Consider the following 17,142-nt stretch of genomic DNA (forward strand, 5'->3'; position numbering starts at 1 on the left):
TCTCCACGCTGGTATGCATCATCCCATGCAGTCACATTCGGCGCATAAACCTTGGCACCACGTTCTTTAAGAGCACTTTTAACACCATAAAAGTAATCGATACCTAAAATATCGCTAAAGCCCGAAACACCATGAACTAGAACGATAGGGTATTTTGTTTCGTAGGCGTCGCAATCCTGCCACCACCAACAAATTGCACTTGCTTGAGCACTAAAGACCATCAGTGCCGTGAGTAAAAGCCAGCTTTTAGCTTGGCCAAATTTATTATTTTTAGCTTTCATATTGTTTTGCCTATTATTTGTTTTTATTAATCAGGGTCGCTTTATTCAATAGCGCTTAAGACTAGCTTGACAAAAAACCAATCAAAAAAGGTTCTACAAGATCACAAACGAACATTTTTTAACCAATTATTTTCTAAACCAAAGCTTCTAGCACTATAAATAATGCGCATTCAGTTTTTCTAGACCAGAACCACTAAACCAGAACTACTAATTCTTACCGCATATAAAGAATTATCTAAATCCAATAGTATGTATTGAGCTTGTTATATTTATTTCTCATGTTTTGTAGCAAAGTTTATTGAAAAACTATTTTTGCTACAGAAAACGTTTCTACAAACCAATCCTCTCACAGCTCAAAACCAGAGCTCAAGAAGCGCAACCGCTAACTTAGACCCCGTTATTATTTTCAACAATTCCCCCCATTTGGGTGATTGCTCTCAAATCACCAAACAATTATAAATAAGCACCCAAGCTAAAAATTTTCTGTAAATTGATCCCTGAACCTTAGTTCTTTAGAATTGCTCCCTGCGCTTAAACGACCTAAGCAATCTGACCACTAATCGATATACTTCCCTGCTTGGAGCTTCTATGACAACCCTCACGCTGTTTATCAGCGACAATTGGCTAAACCTACTAGCCATTATCTGGTTTTTAGTTTGCTTTAATGGCTATATGAAATACGCCAGTGCTCGAAGCTACCGAAGCACCGAAGACTCTCCGAGCCTTGCATCCGAACTTCACCAGTACCGGTTTCAGTGGATGCTCCGGGTCCTGACTAGAGAAATGAGAATCGCTGACAATGCTGCAATTGCGAACCTTGAAAAAGGTGTTTCTTTTTTTGCATCAACGACCATGCTTATTCTCGCTGGCTTAATAACCATCTTAGGCTCAACTGAAAAAGCAATACACCTCATAGAAGGGCTCCCCTTCGCAGTCCCCACCGATCGCTCGGAATGGGAGATCAAAGTCATTACGTTAATTTTTGTTTTTGTCTATGCCTTCTTCAAGTTTACCTGGAGCTTACGCCAATATGGTTTTGTAACCATTATGGTTGGCGGGGCGCCAACCCCTAGTGAAGACTGCAGTAATGAAGAGAGGGAGGCGCTTGCTTCACGCATGGCTTCCATGGCCTCCATGGCCGCTAACAACTTTAATAGTGGCTTACGCACTTACTATTTCTCTATCGCCATGCTGACCTGGTTTATCAACCCATGGGTATTTATGGTCGCCAGCACCCTTATTGTCTTTATTCTATTTCGTCGTGAATTTAAGTCATCCACACTTAAAATCCTGGTGGGTAAAGAAGAGCTGTCTCAAGCAATGCGCTAAAACTCAATAAAAAACAAAAAGTCACAAGTCTATTCTTTACCGATCGCGGGCTTTTTCTATACTCATTAGAACAAATATAAAACAAAGGCAATTGACCCGTAGGAGTTACAGGAATGTCTTTAGAATCGCTATTTAAAGGAAGCCCAAATTTACCCAACATCCCGAAAGTGGTGCAAGAACTGATCAAGCAGTTTAATGATCCTCATTCCAATGTTGATGAGATTTCAAAAAAAATACAGATGGACCAGGTCCTTTCTGCCAAAATTATGCGTCTAGCCAATTCCGCGCGCTATGGTGCAGGACGTAAGATCGCCTCAATCGACTCTGCAGTTGTGATGCTCGGCATCGATACCCTGAAAACCTTAGTCGTTGCCTCTGGTATTACTGGTGCTTTCCAAGACATCCCGGGCTTTGATAAAAAACAGTTCTGGCGTGATAGTTTCATGGTTGCCAGCATCAGCAAGCTAATTGCTAAACACACTGACTCAGACCCTGAAACAGCCTTCACAATCGGCATGATGCGTAACATCGGCGAGCTACTAATTCATATTTATCATGAAGAGTCTGCCGTTAAAATTGACAAGCTAGTTGAATCAGGCGCTAATCGAATTGACTTACAAGACAACCAGTTTGGCTATGACTTCACGCAAGCAGGCTCGGAACTTGCCAAACGCTGGAACTTCCCAACAGAAATTGTAAATGGAATACGTCAACAGGCTGCCCCTAACGACTTTGAAGAGTATTCCGCTTATTCAAGCATCGTTTACTTGGCCGACTACTTAAATGAAGCGTTTAAAGCCGAGCAAGAAAAGCAAGAAATTTTATCTCAGTTCCCGGTGGACATTGCTAAGCCAATTGATATCAATCTGGTATCTTTCTTCGAAGAGTTAGTTGAGCTTGCAGAAGCGGAAGATGATATTGAAGAGTTATTGAAAGACTAAGTCAGATAATCTCTCAAAAAGCGCTCATTTGAGCGCTTTTTCTTTGCCTAATAGAAAACCGAAAAGATCATTTTTTTGAATCGGCTACCATTAAAAACCATAACCTAAAGAAACATAAGAGGTTTCATCCATATGTAAGGCTATCAACTGGACCACCCAAAAACGCAAACCTAGCTCTAGACCTAAGCCTTCAATCTCGTTCTCATGCTGTCGTAGATTATCCTTGTCCAATATTAAATAAGACAAGCCCATATCAACTCCCATCAAAGAGAAGCCACTGGTGTAACTGAGGTTAATCTTTTCACCAAAATGCCCAAAACCACCTCGTAAAGTGATTCCTTCGTGCGCTGCACCCTGACGTTTAAAAAATGACATTCCCATATAATGGGTACGGCCAATCAAGTTATCATCAACAACATAGGTATAACGAGGCGTCCACCCCTCCAGGTCAGAGATATTTTTCCAGGAGAAGTCCTCCACACTTAAGTCGTCGAGCCCTAAGTGTTCCAACTTGAATTCAGCAAAAGCCAGTACCGGCGTAAGAACAAGAATCAGAGTAAGCAGTAGTTTTTTCATAAGATCTATTAGTGCATCCTTGACGCTAGCAAAGCCAGGGCGACTTAAATGCAAACGCTTTAAGCCAGCAACCCGAAACAACAAAGACTGAAAGACTACTATATAGTGAAGCCCTAAACCAAGAAGCAGCCACTCTAATTTTGAAGCAGTCGAAGTTTTAATAAGCATTGAGAGGGAAAACGGTAAGATTCAGGCAAAAAAAATCCCGGACAATGTCCGGGATAAATAAGTACACATGAAATCTAAACCTAAATTGAAGAAAGACGGGCCTGAATCGTCTCACCTAAATTCGATATAGTAATCATAGCCAATAAGTTATGAGCGGTCTGTTGGTAAACAATTGCAAAATGTAACGAATTGTTAACGTCTTCTATATTAATTTACTTGGTTTTATGGCAGAGAATAACGATAATGGTCGTTTCTTCTATTTGTGATAGACCTTCCATTATGGAAATAGAGCAGCTATTTACTCTAATAAAAAGCTTGACCAGCCAATCGAACATTAGAGAACTTGTCACAGCACTCGATGACATTCTTATCAATAATTTCGAACGCGTCGATTTGTCAGTTTATGAGCTACAAGCTACACGGCGCTCCAATCATAAAACGACCACACTTATCGGCATAGAGTGTAGCGGGAAGTCCAACGACATCTATTTAAATAACGACATGGACATGCTGTCGGCTTATATTTCTAAAGAAGAGGTATACAAGGTTGAAAGCAGAACGCGTTTTAAAATCGTCATTCCGGTAGTGTTATATGACAAAAGCGTGTCTCACCTGGTTGTTTTGCGCCACCGCTACGAGAACCAGGATATTAAAAACACTCTCGTAGGCTTTCTGCAAATCGCTGTCGATATCTTTCGCAACTTGCACGAAAAAGGCCATGACCCGCTTACACGCATCTTAAATCGTCAAGCTTTTGACCAAGTCTCTTCCGACCTTGCCTTTTCACAACACAATGTACTGCATGCAAAGGATACCAGCTTTAAAGCGATTGCCATTCTAGATATCGATAAATTCAAATCTATCAATGATCGCTTCGGCCATGCAATTGGTGACGAGACGCTAGTTCTATTTTCACAGACAGTCAGGTCCGTCCTCCGACAGCAAGACCTGTTTTTCCGCTACGGTGGTGAAGAGTTCGTGGTATTGGTAAAAGACGTTCAGAAAGAGCAAGCTTTGGTTGTTCTCGAACGCTGCAGAGCAGCGATAGAGGCTCGCCGCTTCCCTCAGGTTGGCCAGGTTACCGTTAGCATCGGCTTTGCCGACCTAAGCAAAAACGACCACCCTGTAGAAACACTCTCCAAAGCAGATAAAGCGCTCTACTACGCAAAACAAAATGGTCGTAACCAGGTTAACTCGTATGAAGTGCTATTAGAAAAAGGCTTACTTGAAGCCGTTGAACCCGTAGAGAGCTCTATCGACTTCTGGGATTAATCTCTGACGATCTAGACTCTGCCCCCAAAACAAACCATAACAACTAGAACAACTGTAACACTTATGCTTCAACCCTACTCTCTGATCAACTCTCACGGGAAGCCTCATTTAGGACGCTTCAAACACGCCGTCAATGAAATTAATATCAATGACGCAGATTATCGAACACCAATGAACAAACGCGCCAATAAGTGGCAGCGCCATTTCAATTTTAAACGCTTTCAATATTTCGGCGGCATAAGTGGTGACCTGATATTTGGCTGCGCATTAGCTGACTTACGCTATTTGGGCGCAGCTTTTGTCTATATCTATCGAACTTCAGATAAAAAAATGCTTACTTGGCAATTCAAAAAACCTTTTGCACTCGGGCTAGATATGACGAACCGTCCCGATAATGGCATATCAAGCTTCAAGTCAGGCAAGCATAGTATCAAAATGCGCTACCAACTTAACTCACAGGGCGAGCGGCGCAAAATACTCGAGATTGATTTTGGCTCGGAGCTCAACATTCAGGCCGAAACCATAGAGAAACCAAGCTTTGAGGAAATGGCTCTTTGTACACCGACCGCAGTCAATGGCTGGGTCTATGCTCAAAAAACGGCAGCACTTCCTGCTAGCGGTGAAGTTCACTGTGCTCTCGGCAAGTTCAAGCTAAATGAAATTGCTTGTTATGGGCATCATGACTTTTCGGCTGGGTACATGCGTCGAGAAACATTCTGGAACTGGGCATGCTTTTCCGGCGCATCTTACTCCACAGCCGATAGATCAGAAGATAAGCCACCGCTCGGGCTCAATGTGTCTTGGGGCGTCAATGAAACAGGCTATTCTGAAAACTGCTTTTGGGTTGGCGATAAGCTCCATCAACTACCTCAAGTTCAGTTCAGATATGACCGGGATGAAGAAAGCTCCGCGTGGAGAATCAGCTGTGAAAACGGACAGCTTGATCTAAGCTTTGTGCCTGAAGGAATGCATAAGGAACACCTCAATGCCGGTTTCATGGCCACAAACTTCAAACAAATATTCGGCAAGTTTAAGGGGCACTTAATCACCGCTGAAGGCAAACGCTACGAGATTGAATCTCAATATGGTTTTGTCGAAGATCAGTACTCTAAGTGGTAAACGTCCATACTAGACAATTTAATTACGACACATCAACAGCAAAAATAGACTTTTGATTTGACGCCTCTAGACATTAAGGGTACAACTGTAAGCTATATTACAGGAGTCTATTATGACTAAGCGCCAAGCAAACAAAACCAAGCACGACACAGCAAATGATAAAAGTGAGCTCCCCTCACTCTCAAAACAGCTATTAGAGCTACATTTAAAGCACGAACTTGAGTGCTTTAACTCCGATCGTTTTATTGAGCTATGCGATTCAGAGACTGAGTTTTTACTGAAAGCTGTAGGAGAAATCCATCTAAATAAGTTTGTCAGCGCTAAACAAATCAAACAAGTTATATACGAAAACGTCGTTAGCTCAAGTATTCCAGGTGCCATCGCCGAAGTTGCGGGTGAGGCAGCCGACACTCTATTTACATCAAAAAAACATCAAGAAACCTTACTGAACCAAATCATCAGCAAAAAAGACTTTGAAGAATTCATAGACAAAGCTTTAGAGCTAAAGGAGCAGCGAAACAAAGGCATAGACAAAGTAATTGAGCTACCGATATATGCCGAATTAATATCAGGCATTCTTTACCAAGCTATCCTTCGCTATATTTATGAAAGCAACCTAATCAGCAAGAACATTCCGGGCGTGTCCTCAATGCTCAAGATGGGAAGAAATGTAGTCAGCAAAGCTGCGCCAAAAATTGGCTCCGGAGTAGAGGAGAGCGTAAAAAGTTTTATTATCGACAGCCTCGACTTTATCCTGGACGAAAGCAAGAAGTTTCTAGAAGGCTCAGTAAGCGATGAGCAATTGCGCGACTCTGCAATGGAGCTATGGGAAGCGATTGAAAATAAACCCATGTCTGAATTTCAACAAGGTATGGACAGTTTAGATCTATCTGAATTTATCGCCTTAGGCTATGACTTCTGGCTTAAGTTTAGAAAAACAGATTATTTCATCAGCAGTTATGAAACCATCGTAGACTACTTCTTTAAGCGCTACGGCAGAAAAAACCTCGACGTCTTGCTCGAGGAATTTGATGTCTCAAAAGATAGAATTATTGCGCCCATAAAAATATTCGCACCCAAGGCTTTAGAAGCATTTAAAGAAAACGGCATTCTAGAGGAGCTTCTGAGACGCCATTTAGAAGATTTCTATAACTCTCAAACCGTCATAGATTTACTAGATTAGCCTATAAAATATTAAGGCGGGAAATTCCCGCCTTAATAGGTAGAAATAAGAAGCTCTACCCTACAACTTTTTTCTGTTGCTTAGATGCCTGACTAACTTATAGAAGAGAGGCGTTAAGAGTAAGCCAAAAACGGTAACCCCAATCATACCTGCAAATACAGCAACACCCATCGCCTCACGCATTTCTGCACCCGCTCCTGAACCCCACACCAAGGGCACCACCCCCATAATAAAAGCAAGCGAAGTCATTAAAATGGGGCGTAAACGCAAGCGGCTGGCTTCAAGCGTCGCCTCAAGCAACCCCATGCCACTATCTTCTTTCTCTTTGGCAAACTCAACGATAAGAATGGCGTTCTTCGCAGCCAGCCCAACCAGCACAATAAAACCTATTTGCGTGAAGATATTGTTAGTCAAACCCCACAAAATAATACCCGTCATCGCTGACAACAAAACCATTGGCACAATCAAGATAATCGCCAGTGGCAACGACCATGACTCATACTGCGCGGCCAACACTAGGAAGACCAGTAAAACAACCAAGGGGAAAATATAGATAGCCGTATTACCCGCTAGAATCTGCTGATACTTCAGATCTGTCCATTCATAAGCCATCCCATTTGGTAAAGAGCGGTCGAGAATAGCTGTGATGGCTGCTTCTGCTTGACCAGAACTATAACCGGGCTTGGCTTGTCCATTTAGGTCAGCCGCCGGATAGCCGTTGTACTTAGAAACGCGGTTTGGACCAGCGCCGTGCTGCACCGTTACAAACGAAGCAAGCGGCACCATTGATCCCTCACGGTTGCGCACTTTTAGCTTTTCCAGCTGCGTTTCATCTACTCTAAAGGCTTCATCGGCCTGCACATTGACCTGATAAGTGCGACCAAATAAATTGACATCATTGACATATACCGAGCCCATATAGGCTTGCAAGGTATCAAAAATATCTGATATCGCTACACCATGAACTTTAGCCTTCTCTCTATCAACGTTAATTTCTATTTGCGGTACATTAACCTGAAAGAAAGAGAAAACCTGTGTTAACTCTGGCGTTTGCCAGGCTTGGCCTACAACCTTTTGTGTTTCCTGAAACAAGCGTTCATAGCCCAGGTTTGCCCTATCCTCAATCTGCAGTTTAAAGCCACCAGTAGTGCCTAAACCGATAACGGGAGGCGGAGGAAAAATAACCGTAAAGGCTTCATCTATTCCCATAAACTGCCCCCATAAGGCACCAGCAATCGCGTCAGCACTCATATCAGGTGCTTGGCGTTCGTCAAAATGCTTTAGGGTGACAAAGACAACCCCCTCATTCGAGGATACCGTGAAGCCGTTAGGTGATAACCCGGGAAAAGCGACTGATGATTCTACTCCCGGATGCTCCAGGGCGATCGCTGACATTTTCTTAATCACCGCTTCAGTGCGATCCAAGCTTGATGCATCAGGTAACTGTGCAAAGGCAATCAAGTACATTTTGTCTTGAGCAGGAACAAACCCGGTGGGAGTTGTCTTAAATTGGTGCGAGGTTAATACCATCAAGCCTGCGTAAATCAAAACAACAATCACAGAAAGCCGGATTATGACTTTCAGTAAGGAGGTGTAACCTTCAGTCAAGGCACTAAAAAATTTATTAAACGGGCCAAAAATAATCTTACCAAACAAGGCGTCAATGATACGGCTCAGTCGGTCTTTCTTTGCATCATGGGGCTTTAATAACACCGCGGCCAAAGCCGGGCTAAGAGTTAGCGAATTGAAAGTCGATATAATTGTTGAAATAGCGATGGTTAGGGCAAATTGCTTGTAAAACTGCCCAGTCAAACCAGAGATGAAGGCTGTTGGAATAAATACAGCACTTAATACCAAGGAGGTAGCAATAATCGGCCCGGTCACCTCTCGCATAGCTTGCTTCGTGGCTTCAATAGAACTCTTTCCTAAAGCAATATTTCGCTCTACGTTTTCAACCACAACAATCGCATCATCTACTACGATACCGATAGCCAAGACTAATCCAAAAAGCGTTAGTGCATTTAAAGAAAAGCCAAACATGGCCATCACTGCAAATGTCCCAACTAAAGAAACAGGTACTGCAACTAAAGGAATAATTGATGCTCGCCATGTCTGCAAGAACAGTAAGACCACAATCACAACAAGCACCATGGCTTCAAGCAAAGTCATCACAACCGCTTCGATAGAACCTCGCACGAAAATGGTAGGATCATAGACGATGTTGTAATCAACACCCGCAGGGAAAGTCTTCTTCAATTCTTCCATACGCGCACGAACATCGTCTGAGATCTGGATCGCATTTGAGCCAGGGCGTTGAAAAATTGCAATGGCTGCGGCCTGCTTGTTATTTAGCAAGGATCTTAGCGCATAGGAATTTGAACCTAATTCAACTCGCGCGACATCTTTTAAGCGCGTGATGGCTCCGTTATCGCCAACACGCAGTACAACATCCTCAAATTCTTCTAAAGTCTCTAAACGACCTTTTACCTTTATCAACAGCTGAAACGGTGCTGCTTCCGCTCCGGGCGGCGCGCCAATTGTCCCTGCCGCGGCCTGACGGTTTTGTTCCCGTATGGCATTGATCACATCGCTGGTGGTCATACCCATCGCAGATACCTGCTCAGGATTCAGCCAGATACGCACAGAGTAATCCCCTGCACCAAATACTTGAGCATTTCCAACACCTTCTAGGCGAGCAAGTTCATCGCGCACTTTCAAGTTAGCAAAGTTAGACAGGTACAACATGTCATAGCTATCGTCAGGTGATAACAGATGCACGACCATCGTTAAGTCAGGTGAAGATTTGGTTGTGGTCACCCCCAAACGTTGAACGTCTTGCGGCAGCCTGGGAATCGCTCGCGAAACACGGTTTTGGACTTGTACCTGCGCATCATCGACATCAGTACCCAGCTCAAAGGTAACAGTAATTGCCAAGCTACCATCTGAGGTTGCTTGTGAGGACATATAAAGCATGCCTTCAACACCATTAATCGCCTGTTCCAATGGCGTAGCAACAGAGTCCGCCATCACTTCGGGGTTTGCGCCAGGATAGCTAGCATTAACCACAACGGTTGGCGGAACAACCTCTGGGTATTCTGTTATCGGCAATTGAAAGACGGCGATCAAGCCAGCTAGGAAGATCATCATCGAGAGCACGCCAGCAAAGATCGGGCGGCTAATAAAATATTGTGAAATACTCATTTTGGCTTGCCGCTCCTAGCCTTGGCTATTGTTAGTGGCTGGCGCCATATCTGCATCACTAGGTGATACCGGCATTCCAGGGAAAACATTTGGCAAGCCCTGCCCCTTGATAACAATCTTTTCACCAGCTTCCAGGCCACTCTTAATCGCCCTCAAACCCTTGAATTTAGGACCCAACTGAACAGGGCGATATTCCAAGATGTTGTTTTCTCCTAAAACCAATACATATTTATGACTAAGGTCTGTCACGACAGCTTTCTCATCAACAAGAATTCCTGGATAGCTCGCACCTATCTGCATATTAATCCGCGCAAACATCCCTGGCGTGAACTTACCATCTTCATTGCTAAATACTGCACGCAGTCGTATTGTACCCGTACTGATATCAACCTGATTATCAACAAAATCGATCACTCCCTGATGCGGATATGTAGTTTCACCCGCCAACCCCATAAATACAGGAATATTCATTTCATCCAAACGCTTGCCTTCTCCTAAGCTACGCAAACGAGCAAAGGTTTTTTCGTCAACATCAAAATATGCATGTGTTTTATCAGTAGAAACCAAGGTAGTCAGCACTGTGCTACCTGCAATGACCGAGCTCCCTTTTTTCACACGGGCATTAGAAACCTGGCCATCAAACTCAGCTTTTACGGTGGTGATTGCATCGAGGACTTTAGTTCGTTTCAAGTCTGCCTTCGCACTTTCTACTGCGGCAATAGCTTGAGTTAAGCGGGTGCGACTGTTATCGAGCTGCTCTTGAGAAATCGCGCTTTTCTTACGTAAACTTTCTGCTCGTTTTAAATCACGTTTAGATAATTCTATTTCCGCTACATTGCGTTTAACTTCCGCTTCCAGGCGCTGAACTTCTGCACGCACCGTTCGATAATCTACCTGAAATAGCAAGTCACCCTTCTTGACATAAGCTCCATCTTCAAAGCCTACCGATAGTATGTAACCAGAAGTGCGCGGCATGACGACAATACTGTCTGAAGCTTCTAGACGACCTGTATACTCCTTCCAGTCACTAACCTCGCCCTGTATTACCTCTGCAACGGTCACAGGAGGTGGCGGCATTGCGGCCATTGCTGCTTCAGGGTTTTCTTGATCTTTACCATTTTCACTACAAGCAACAACTGTTAAGCAAGTGACTATAACGACAAATAACCTGCTGATACCAAACCTTAAATTAAACGTACTCATTCGTTCTTCCATTACTTGTGTATTAATGTATTTGTTATAGAAACGGAGATACTACCAACTTCACCCAACGAATCCAGTACAGTGCTAGAATATGGCCTTTCAGAAAACTGATTTCTTTTTATAGAACAATCGTTATGCAAATGCCCGATACACAAGCTACTGAGCAATTATCCATTATCTTCCAAGATAAGTTCCTAATTGCTATACAAAAACCTGCAGGTTTACTGGTACACAAAAGTCCCATCGACAAGCATGAAACTAGCTATGCTATGAAAATATTGCGAAACCAGATTGATCAGTGGGTCTATCCGGTACACCGTTTGGATAAACCGACATCAGGGCTACTCCTATTTGCTCTGCATTCCGAGATCGCCTCTCAGCTTAGCTCAGATTTTGAAAACCGCTTGGTCAATAAGACATATCAAGCAATCGTTCGCGGGTATACTCCCACCAATGGAGAGATCAATCACCCTCTAAAAGAAATCGCAGTTTTCAAACACATGCAAAAACAACTTCAAAAAAAAGACCCTAAAGAAGCTGTCACACATTATGAACGAATGTGCAGTTTTGAGCTGCCATTCTCAGATGGGCGCTTCCCCAGTTCACGATACAGCCACATCCAACTGAAGCCCACAACCGGCAGAAAGCATCAAATTCGGCGCCACCTAAAACACATCAGCCACCCAATTATCGGTGATGTAAAATATGGGAAAGGTGAGCACAACCGTCTATTCAAAGAAAATTTTGATAGTCATCGTTTATTATTGGCAGCGACCAAACTTACGTTCAATCACCCAGTGACGGGGCAAAACGTGACATTAGAATGTCCGCTAGAAGAGAGCTTTACAAAGGCACTTACGAACTTGACACCTTACGAAGCAAAGCCTGATTAATAGTCAGGCACAAAAAAACCGATACACTTTCATGTATCGGTTTTTAGAACTTAGCTTTGCTTAAAGTGCAGCGTCCAATTCTGGAACAGCTTCAAACAAATCAGCAACCAAACCGTAATCAGCAACCTGGAAGATAGGAGCATCTTCGTCTTTGTTGATTGCAACGATTACTTTACTGCCTGACATACCTGCCAAGTGCTGGATAGCACCCGAGATACCAACAGCGATGTAAAGGTTAGGTGCAACAATCTTACCTGTTTGACCAACCTGCATATCGTTAGGTACGAAGCCAGCATCAACAGCGGCACGTGATGCACCTACAGCAGCGCCTAGCTTGTCAGCAACAGACTCAAGAATCTTGAAGTTGTCGCCATTTTGCATACCACGGCCACCAGAAATCACGATGTCAGCAGCAGTCAACTCTGGACGATCAGACTTAGCCATTTCTTCACCAACGAAGGTAGAGATGCCAGCATCCTGAACGTTATCAATAGCTTCAACAGCAGCAGAACCACCTTCAGCAGCAACAGGATCAAACGCAGTACCACGAACAGTGATTACTTTGATGCCGTCAGAAGACTGAACAGTAGCGATCGCATTACCTGCATAGATAGGACGAACGAAAGTATCAGCTGATTCAACTTTGATGATGTCAGAGATTTGCGCCACATCCAACAAAGCAGCTACACGTGGAAGGAAGTCCTTACCCGTAGTGCCCGCAGAAGTAACGATGTGAGAATAACCTTTACCAAGATCAGCAACTAGTAGAGATAAGTTCTCAGCTAGAGAGTGACCGTAGGCTGCATTATCTGCAACCAATACTTTAGCAACACCTTCAGCTTTAGCAGCTGCTTCAGCCGCCGCACCACAACCTTCGCCTGCAACTAGCACGTCGATGTCACCACCGATCGCTTTTGCTGCACTCAAAACGTTTAGGGTAACTGGCTTGATGCTACCGTTATCATGATCTGCAATTACTAGTATACTCATGTTAGATCACCTTCGCTTCAGTCTTAAGTTTGTCAACCAATTCAGCAACATCGGCAACTTTAATACCTGCTGAACGCGTAGCTGGCTCTTCAACCTTGGTAATCTTCAAGCTAGCAGCAACATCAACACCCAGGTCAGCTGGAGTTGTCATTTCAAGCGGCTTTTTCTTCGCTTTCATGATATTTGGAAGAGAAGCATAACGTGGCTCGTTCAAACGCAAGTCAGTTGTTACAACTGCTGGCAAGTTCAAACCAACTGTCATCAGACCACCATCAACTTCACGAGTAACATTTACTTTGTCGCCATCAACAACAACTTCAGAAGCAAACGTACCTTGAGGCATACCAGTCAATGCAGCAAGCATCTGACCAGTTTGGTTGTTATCAGAGTCGATAGACTGCTTACCAAGAATTACTAGCTGTGGCTCTTCTTTTTCAACAACAGACTTAAATAATTTTGCAGCTTGTAGAGACTGAACTTCTTCGTCAGTTTCAATCAGAATACCGCGATCCGCACCTAGCGCCAGGGCTGTACGAATTTGCTCTTGAGCAACTTTAGGACCAATAGAAACCACTACGATTTCACTTGCAACACCCTTCTCTTTCAAGCGAACCGCTTCTTCAACAGCGATTTCACAGAATGGGTTCATTGCCATTTTGATATTAGTAAGATCTACACCTGAATTATCAGGCTTAACTCGAACTTTGACGTTATAGTCAATAACTCGTTTAACAGCGACCAGAACCTTCATAGATTCCTCGTTAATTAACAATTGAATTTAGAGGTCTTATCATTCTTCAAAGTTTTACTTACCCAAGCATTCGCTAACTAATAAAAATTAACAATGACCGGTAAACCCTGAACAACGACCTAGATAGACCCAGATACAGGCGCGAAGCAAAAATATAATTTACACTACTTTAGTCCATTCGGGCTCTTAAGCGGTGTTTTATCAGCATTTAACCCTCGAAAAAACCAGCAAATACTCACTAGCCTTCCAAGATTAAATAAAATACAGCTTTCGCGAAGCGCATGATTCTGCCGATAAATCGCTTTTAGGTCAATAGTTGCACATTAAATCGCACCTATTTCAACACTCTTTTTCTATATTTTTATGCTCTAAATCAATTGCGAATACCAGGATAACAACTACCTTTTACATACATTGAATAAACAGGTAAAATTCAAACGTTTGTTTGAAACTCTCTTTGCAGCACAGGAAGCTAAAGTGGCTATATATTTAGTCAACATGCTAAAAGAGAGGTATTCATCACTACTTCCGTCACTGCCATATTGTGAATTAGCATAGTCAGAAAGACTGGGGGTGCGAATTTCAGCGAATAACTGTATAATTCGCGCGCCGTAAAAAAGCGGAAACTAAAAACTGCGCTCTGGTCCAGCTAAACAGGCTTAACATCAGGACGCTATATAACGTATATGCACGAGGAGACCTATTGTGGAACGTGAATCGATGGAGTTTGACGTACTCATTGTCGGCGGTGGCCCCGCTGGATTATCAGCAGCCTGTCGTCTAAGACAAATCGCTGAAGAGACTGGTAATGAAATCAGCGTATGCGTTGTAGAAAAAGGATCTGAGGTTGGCGCCCACATCCTGTCTGGCGCAGTTCTAGAACCAACAGCGTTAAATGAGCTGTTCCCTAATTGGAAAGAAATGGGCGCACCATTAAATACCGCTGTAACAGGTGATGAATTTTACTTCCTGACCAATCAGGAAAAGTCGGTAAAACTTCCAAACGCTTTTATCCCTAAACCTACACACAACGATGGCAACTATATTGTTAGCCTTGGCAACGTTTGCCGCTGGTTAGGCGAGCAAGCTGAAGGACTTGGCGTAGAAGTATACCCAGGCTTTGCTGCAGCAGAAGTTTTATACCATGAAGATGGTCGTGTAAAAGGTGTTGCTACTGGCGACATGGGCATCAGCGAAGACGGCCAACAAAAAGACTCTTACATGCCAGGCATGGAGTTACACGCTAAATACACAATGTTTGCTGAAGGTTGTCGTGGACATCTTGGCAAAGAAATCATCTCTAAGTTCAACCTAGATGAGGGAAAAGATCCTCAGCATTACGGTATCGGCATCAAGGAACTTTGGGATATCGACCCAGCTAAACACCGTGAAGGTACTGTTATGCACGGCCTGGGTTGGCCACTAAGCGAGTCTTCATCCACAGGCGGCTGGTTCCTTTACCACATTGAAAACAACCAAGTAGTACTCGGTTTAATTACTGACCTTAGCTATAGCAACCCACACGTATCACCTTTTGAAGAGATGCAACGTTGTAAGCTTAACCCTGTACTAAAAGATGCCTTAGAAGGCGGCAAGCGTGTTAGTTATGGCGCTCGAGCACTGATTAAAGGCGGCATCAATGCACTTCCCAAGATGTCATTCCCTGGCGGCATGTTAATTGGCTGTGACGCAGGAACAATGAACCCGCTGAAAATCAAAGGTTCTCACACAGCAATGAAGAGTGGCATGCTGGCTGCAGAAGCTGTTGCAGAGAAGCTTGCTGGCGGTGCAGAAGGCGAAGAAGCGACCAACTTTGAAGCGAAGTTCAAGAACAGCTGGCTACACGACGAACTGTACAACACGCGTAACTTCGTTGGCGTTATGCATAAGTTTGGCACTTACCTTGGTGCGGCTTATACATTTATCGACCAAAACATCTTTGGTGGTAAACTGCCTTTCAGCTTCAGCGATAAAACTTACGACCATGCTGCACTTAAGCCAGCAGCAGAATGCAAAAAGATCGACTACCCTAAGCCGGATAACAACATCACCTTTGACCGTCTTACTTCTGTATTCCTATCGAATACAAACCACGAAGAAGATCAAATGTGCCACTTAAAGCTTAAGGATGACTCTATCCCTCTTGGCCACAACCTGACTAAGTTTGATGAGCCTGCACAGCGTTATTGCCCAGCAGGTGTATATGAGATTGTAGAAGAAGATAACGGCGATAAGCGCTTCCAAATCAACTCTCAAAACTGTGTTCACTGTAAGACCTGTGATATCAAAGACCCTGCACAAAACATTACCTGGGTCACACCAGAAGGCGGCGGCGGTCCAAACTATCCGAATATGTAGATTCATATTCAAAGAAAAAGGCAGCCTAGGCTGCCTTTTTTATTTCCTTATGGGAAAGCGCTAACTAATGCAGCGACCCACCATCTGGCTGACCATCTTGAAGCGCAAGTTCTCTTCTTGCTCGCTCCATATCCAACTCATCAACGGGGCCACTCAAGTAATAAGGTAAGGTCGTCACACGCTGACTCAATTCTATCACTTTACTTTCAACCAAACGTTCAACTACTGAGTAAATAGTTTTCTCCAGGTTATCGGGAGGCGTCGAGTACTGAGCAGACAAGTGATCAATCAACTGCTGAAGGGTATGAAAGCCATCCGCTAACGAAACAACCAAACCTAGCCAGTCATCCAAAGGCGTTGTGTTGTCTATGTTTAAAATATCTACCAGAGCAACTCGCCCCTCTTTAGATGAGAAAGGTGCAATACGATAAAAAAACTGACTATTATCCATAAGTTCATATTCCAAGTAATCTTTGACGTATATTTAAACCTAATATCCACTTAACATATATACCCAATTTGAACCTTCACCTACCACCTCAGAACCTCAGTCTTCGAACACTGGTTCCTCAAACTCTTCAAACTCTTCAAACTCTTCAAACTCTTCAAACTCTTCAAACTCATAATGGTCTTTTTCATCCCTTTCATAATCAGATTACCGGCGACTCACCGTCCAAGAAATATAATAATCGATGGTATGGCAGAGCCTCTATACAGAGACTTATGGACAAAGGCTTCATGTTGGGCGCCAGCTATTACTTCAAGCAAGCATCTTCTATAACAAGAGAGCCGATCAGAAAGCTCGGATTGAGCACAACTTGGGTACCTAATCGAAAGCGCAGTTACAGCTTGCTCTCCGGATTTGGTTTGAGCGAAT

13 protein-coding genes and 1 pseudogene are annotated in these 17,142 nt (G+C 43.5%); 7 read left to right on the forward strand and 7 right to left on the reverse strand.

What is annotated here, in order from left to right; genetic code table 11:
* Positions 1–281: pseudogene (locus tag A3763_RS14380) on the reverse strand (triacylglycerol lipase); the annotation flags it as partial.
* Between the two features lie 588 nt (positions 282–869).
* On the opposite strand from A3763_RS14380, the gene A3763_RS14385 reads away from it, so the two are divergent.
* Both A3763_RS14385 and A3763_RS14390 read left to right on the forward strand, forming a co-directional pair.
* Entirely contained in the window at positions 870–1,610 is a 741-nt protein-coding gene (locus tag A3763_RS14385; protein WP_068514659.1) for a DUF599 domain-containing protein, read from the forward strand.
* A gap of 113 nt (positions 1,611–1,723) precedes the next feature.
* Positions 1,724–2,551: an HDOD domain-containing protein gene (locus tag A3763_RS14390; RefSeq protein WP_068634391.1), complete on the forward strand. Its 828-nt coding sequence runs from the start codon at positions 1,724–1,726 to the stop codon at positions 2,549–2,551.
* 90 nt (positions 2,552–2,641) lie between these two features.
* On the opposite strand, the gene A3763_RS14395 is transcribed toward A3763_RS14390, so the two are convergent.
* Entirely contained in the window at positions 2,642–3,295 is a 654-nt protein-coding gene (locus tag A3763_RS14395) for a hypothetical protein (protein ID WP_068514657.1), read from the reverse strand.
* 243 nt (positions 3,296–3,538) lie between these two features.
* Here A3763_RS14395 and A3763_RS14400 point away from each other — a divergent pair, with 243 nt between their 5' ends.
* From A3763_RS14400 to A3763_RS14410, 3 genes are all read left to right on the forward strand, one after another.
* Positions 3,539–4,567, forward strand: a complete 1,029-nt coding sequence (locus tag A3763_RS14400; protein ID WP_068514654.1) for a GGDEF domain-containing protein — start codon at positions 3,539–3,541, stop codon at positions 4,565–4,567.
* 63 nt (positions 4,568–4,630) lie between these two features.
* The gene (locus A3763_RS14405; RefSeq protein ID WP_068508373.1) at positions 4,631–5,686 is read left to right on the forward strand and encodes a DUF2804 domain-containing protein; all 1,056 of its coding nucleotides are present in this window, start codon (positions 4,631–4,633) and stop codon (positions 5,684–5,686) included.
* 112 nt (positions 5,687–5,798) lie between these two features.
* Positions 5,799–6,869 carry a hypothetical protein gene (locus A3763_RS14410; protein ID WP_068508376.1) on the forward strand — a complete coding sequence of 357 codons (1,071 nt, stop codon included), beginning with the start codon at positions 5,799–5,801 and terminating at the stop codon, positions 6,867–6,869.
* Positions 6,870–6,929: 60 nt separating this feature from the next.
* On the opposite strand, the gene A3763_RS14415 is transcribed toward A3763_RS14410, so the two are convergent.
* The gene (locus A3763_RS14415; protein ID WP_068508378.1) at positions 6,930–10,070 is read right to left on the reverse strand and encodes an efflux RND transporter permease subunit; all 3,141 of its coding nucleotides are present in this window, start codon (positions 10,068–10,070) and stop codon (positions 6,930–6,932) included.
* Between the two features lie 15 nt (positions 10,071–10,085).
* Positions 10,086–11,273: an efflux RND transporter periplasmic adaptor subunit gene (locus A3763_RS14420; protein ID WP_068508381.1), complete on the reverse strand. Its 1,188-nt coding sequence runs from the start codon at positions 11,271–11,273 to the stop codon at positions 10,086–10,088.
* Positions 11,274–11,407: 134 nt separating this feature from the next.
* On the opposite strand from A3763_RS14420, the gene A3763_RS14425 reads away from it, so the two are divergent.
* Positions 11,408–12,166: a pseudouridine synthase gene (locus A3763_RS14425; protein WP_231872206.1), complete on the forward strand. Its 759-nt coding sequence runs from the start codon at positions 11,408–11,410 to the stop codon at positions 12,164–12,166.
* 60 nt (positions 12,167–12,226) lie between these two features.
* Here A3763_RS14425 and A3763_RS14430 read toward each other — a convergent pair whose 3' ends face one another.
* Positions 12,227–13,156, reverse strand: a complete 930-nt coding sequence (locus A3763_RS14430) for an electron transfer flavoprotein subunit alpha/FixB family protein (protein WP_068508383.1) — start codon at positions 13,154–13,156, stop codon at positions 12,227–12,229.
* Between the two features lies 1 nt (position 13,157).
* Positions 13,158–13,907, reverse strand: coding sequence for an electron transfer flavoprotein subunit beta/FixA family protein (locus A3763_RS14435; protein WP_068508385.1), 750 nt, complete (start codon positions 13,905–13,907; stop codon positions 13,158–13,160).
* 705 nt (positions 13,908–14,612) lie between these two features.
* Between A3763_RS14435 and A3763_RS14440 the strand changes: the two genes are divergently transcribed.
* Positions 14,613–16,265: an electron transfer flavoprotein-ubiquinone oxidoreductase gene (locus A3763_RS14440; RefSeq protein WP_068508388.1), complete on the forward strand. Its 1,653-nt coding sequence runs from the start codon at positions 14,613–14,615 to the stop codon at positions 16,263–16,265.
* 64 nt (positions 16,266–16,329) lie between these two features.
* Here A3763_RS14440 and A3763_RS14445 read toward each other — a convergent pair whose 3' ends face one another.
* Entirely contained in the window at positions 16,330–16,716 is a 387-nt protein-coding gene (locus tag A3763_RS14445; RefSeq protein ID WP_068508390.1) for a PqqD family protein, read from the reverse strand.
* Between the last annotated feature and the right edge of the window lie 426 nt (positions 16,717–17,142).

This window comes from Oleiphilus sp. HI0128 (assembly GCF_001635365.1).